Below are 4,172 nucleotides of genomic sequence, written 5' to 3'. Positions count from 1 at the left end.
TGTTAGCATTATAACCACCGAATGCTGTTACACCGCCGTATGCTGCGCCACGTAATTGAACATTGCCTTTCACGGTTTGATAAACAGGGCCAGCATAAAAATTGAAATTTTCAGTCGGCTGATATCCAAAAATAAATGAAAGGTTTTGAGAGCGTCTTTATCATTAAGCCTCCTTTCCCAAGTTCCTTCCTTTTAAGAAGAAAAGGAAATTTTATTGCTAAAAAAACCTCCTTTATATAGGAGGTTTTTTTTACAGTCTTGAAAAATACTTAAGCTGCTGTAATTGTACCTAATACGCGGTAGCCGGCAGCGCCGGTTACTGCGGGTAAATTGCCTGCGAGCTGATGCATAAAGCGCATCGCCAGCCAGGCAAAAGCGGTGGCTTCAACCCAAGTTGGACTGAGGCCTAAATCACCTGTGCTTTGCACGGTCCATTGATGTTTGCGCAGCCGCCAGCGCAGCTGCTCCAGCAGATGTGAATTATACGCGCCGCCGCCGCAGACATAGACTTCGCCGGTATCCATGCCTGAGCGGTAAATGGCTTTTTTAATGGCGCGTGTTGTCAGCTTCATTAACGTTGCTTGAATATTTTCTGGGGTATTTTCCAATTCGTCATATTCATGATCATTCTGCCAATCCAGAATCTGCTCATCCAGCCACTCTAAATTGAAATCTTCGCGCCCTGTGCTTTTCGGCGGTTCTTTGGAAAAGAACTCATGCGCCTGCAGGCGGTCTAAAAGGCTGCGGACAGGAGTTCCGTAAGCGGCCCAATTGCCATTTTCATCATAAGGCTGGCCTGTATAGCGGTGGCACCAAGCATCCATTAAAATGTTGGCTGGCCCGGTATCAAAGCCGTATACCGCATCAGGATTGCCTGCAGGCAGTAAGCTGACATTGGCGATGCCGCCTAAATTCAAAATCACGCGGTGAATGCTTGGGTGCTGGAATAGATCCTGATGAAAAGCGGGGACTAAGGGCGCGCCTTGACCGCCGGCAGCCATATCGCGGCGCCGGAAGTCTGAGATGACCTGAATTTTAGTAATTTCGGCAATAATGTTCGGGTCACCAATTTGCAGGGTAAAGCCATGTTCAGGACGATGGCGGATGGTTTGGCCGTGAGAGCCGATGGCTTTGATTTTGTCGCGGTCTAACTGATTTTCTTCAATGAGGCGGTTAATGCCGCTGCCGATCATTTTGGCCAGCGCGACATCGGCTTGCCCCATGCGGTCTATTTCATTGTCGCCGGGCAGGGTCAGCGCCATGAGTTCATCACGCAGGTCGGGATCAAATGCCAGAGTGAGTGTGGCATGCAGCTGCAGCGGATCAAAAGAAGCAGCGGCAATGTCGACACCATCCATGCTGGTGCCGGTCATCACTCCAATATAGATCTCGGTCATGATTATTCTTAAGCCTGCAATGTGCTGAAAAAGTGTTAGTATATCGCACAAATTGAATAACTGATGTGTTTGGGTTTTGTGATGTCAAATTTCCTGCCGGCTGAAGAACAACTTGCCCTCATCCAACGAGGCACTCATGAAATTATTTCTGAGGAAGATCTTCTTAAAAAACTGAAAGAGAACCGTCCCCTTAAAATTAAAGCGGGCTTTGATCCTACAGCGCCAGATTTGCACTTGGGTCATACAGTATTAATCAATAAATTGAAAGTTTTTCAAGATTTGGGACATGATGTCACTTTCCTGATCGGTGATTATACAGCCATGATCGGCGATCCGACTGGAAAAAGCGCAACCCGTCCGCCGTTGTCACGCGAACAAGTGCTTGAAAACGCAAAAACGTATCAAGAGCAGGTTTTTAAAATTCTTGATCCGAATAAAACCAAAGTACGTTTTAATTCTGAATGGTTTGCAGAGAAAACTGCGGCGGATCTCATTCAGCTGGCGTCTCAGCAGACTGTGGCGCGCATGCTGGAGCGCGATGACTTCACCAAGCGTTACAATAATCATCAGCCAATTGCTATTCATGAGTTTTTGTATCCTTTGGTGCAAGGCTATGACTCTATTGCGCTGGAAGCGGATGTTGAGCTGGGCGGGACAGACCAAACCTTTAACTTGCTGATGGGCCGCACTTTGCAGGGCCGTTTTGATCAGGAAGCGCAAGTGTGCATTACCGTGCCTATTCTTGAAGGCCTGGATGGCGTGAATAAGATGTCTAAATCTCTAGGCAACTATATTGGCGTATTTGACGCGCCGGGCGCGATGTACCAAAAAGTCCTGTCTATGCCGGACAGCTTGATTGAGCGTTACTTTGATCTGTTAAGCTTTAAATCGATTGAAGAGATTCAAGTCTTGCTGAAAGAGGTGGCTGAGGGCCGCAACCCGCAAGAAGTTAAAAAAATTCTGGCGCTGGAACTGGTTGAGCGTTTCCATGGCGCAGAGGCTGCGGCGCATGCGCATAAAGGTGCAGGCAATTTGATTACTGAGGGTGAATTGCCAGAAGGCACACCGGAAGTGACGATTTCCCGCGGTGAGTTTGGCGGTGAAATATTCATTACCTCTATTTTACGCGAATCGGGCTTGACCAAAAACGCAGCGCAAGCAAAAGATGCCTTAGGCCGCGGTGCGGTGAAGGTGGACTGGGAAGTGGTAGATGCAGGATATTCTGTGTCAGAAAATAAGACTTTAATTGTGCAGGCCAGCAAAAAGGCGATTGCTAAAGTTATTTTTGTTGATTAATCCATTCTGAAATTCATTTAAGTTATTGATAAAAAAGCAGGCTTCGGCCTGCTTTTTTTTAGAATTGTTATATTCATAAATCAAATAAGCAAATTCAGAAAAAACCTTATAAAAACAAGAGTTAAATTTTCCCAAATGTATTGCATTTTATTTCTGTTATGTATAGAGTTTATCCATCTAGAGATTTTATGCAAAATAGATCTAGAGGGTAGAAATAGCAGAAACTCCACAAGTTTTTCAGTCTCTTCCCCAAGGGACTTTTTTTAATATTTTGAAAAATAACTATAATAACAGCGATGGATCGAGTAAAGATTCAACTCCAAGGAAGAGATTTTGGGAGAGATCTCTTCCTTTTTTATTGGCTGAATTTCTTATTCCTGCATAAATTGCCTAACCCTTGCCTTGTTTTCTTTATAGTTATTCATTGATCTTTGGGCGGGATGTTTCTTGTATTGAATAAAAATGATTTTTGCAGAATGTATTTCGGCAGTATTCAGGTCAGCTGCTCTGTAATGGCGTGAACTGTTAATAATAGCCGCAATCGAATCTCTGCATTCGCTAAATACAGTACTGCTGTAATTTTTCAGCTTATTAAGTTAAGCGTAATGTCTTTGGTTAGGTGGTGTAAAAAATTAATAGCCAAATAGACTGGGTTTGTTCTGTATCATTCCTTTAAGTAATTGAGAAAATTTCCAAAGCATCAATCAAGCGGCTGAATAGCTGTTGCTTATAATAGATGCTCTGGCTTGGCATTATGTCATTGGAGGGAAATCTGCATAAGCATATAAGCATCCGTCTGGCAGGACATTCAAATAAAAGGCCATATACGGCAATAGATATGCGGTTCTACATATTCTCCGGACTAAAAGCCATTTTGAAGGCAGCCATCATGACGGACCATGCATTTGTTTATCTGTTGCTGCTATATTAGGTGAGTCCCCTGCATTTGCTTATTTGGGTTAAGAGTAAATTTTTTCAAAAATACCAATATTTATAAAAAAAAATTCAAACAAATAAAGAATATTTGCTGAAAACGGTTAAAAAATAGATGAAAACACAAGTTTTTTGCCAAATTTGTAGAAAAAAAATACATACGTTAAGAATATCGTTAATTAGGGGTTGCAATGATTCTGAAATCCTCTAGAATGCACCCATACCGACGAGATAGACGGAAACGAACGAAGCGCGAAGCGCTGAGTTGTTAAGTGTATCGAAGTCCAGCTCTTAATACTGACGAGGTATTAAGAAGATCATTAAGAGATTATGAAGAACAACTTGTGTGGATTTTTACTGGTTGATCGATCGAAATTATTTTCATTGATTGATGGTAGAAATTACTCGAAGTTTATTTGAGAAATATTTGTCAGAAAATTGATGAGCCAAGATTGGTGTCCTTTAAGGCACTACTGATTTTAAACTGAAGAGTTTGATCATGGCTCAGATTGAACGCTGGCGGCAGGCTTAACACATGCAAGTCGA

At 42.9% G+C, this 4,172-nt stretch carries 2 protein-coding genes, 1 rRNA gene and 1 pseudogene; 2 read left to right on the top strand and 2 right to left on the bottom strand.

The features are described from left to right. Both AZH43_RS18985 and AZH43_RS16780 read right to left on the bottom strand, forming a co-directional pair. Positions 1-151 (bottom strand): annotated as a pseudogene (locus AZH43_RS18985) (transporter); the annotation flags it as partial. A 118-nt stretch (positions 152-269) separates the two neighbouring features. Next, positions 270-1,397, bottom strand: a complete 1,128-nt coding sequence (locus tag AZH43_RS16780) for an anhydro-N-acetylmuramic acid kinase (RefSeq protein ID WP_067672234.1) — start codon at positions 1,395-1,397, stop codon at positions 270-272. Positions 1,398-1,460: 63 nt separating this feature from the next. On the opposite strand from AZH43_RS16780, the gene tyrS reads away from it, so the two are divergent. After that, positions 1,461-2,693, top strand: coding sequence for a tyrosine--tRNA ligase (gene tyrS, locus AZH43_RS16775; protein ID WP_106386954.1), 1,233 nt, complete (start codon positions 1,461-1,463; stop codon positions 2,691-2,693). 1,414 nt (positions 2,694-4,107) lie between these two features. Then, positions 4,108-4,172: ribosomal RNA gene (locus AZH43_RS18740) — 16S ribosomal RNA — on the top strand; the annotation flags it as partial.

Origin of the sequence: Acinetobacter pragensis (genome assembly GCF_001605895.1) — a bacterium.
In the GTDB taxonomy this organism is placed as follows: domain Bacteria; phylum Pseudomonadota; class Gammaproteobacteria; order Pseudomonadales; family Moraxellaceae; genus Acinetobacter; species Acinetobacter pragensis.
This window is presented reverse-complemented; position numbering and strand designations above follow the sequence as displayed.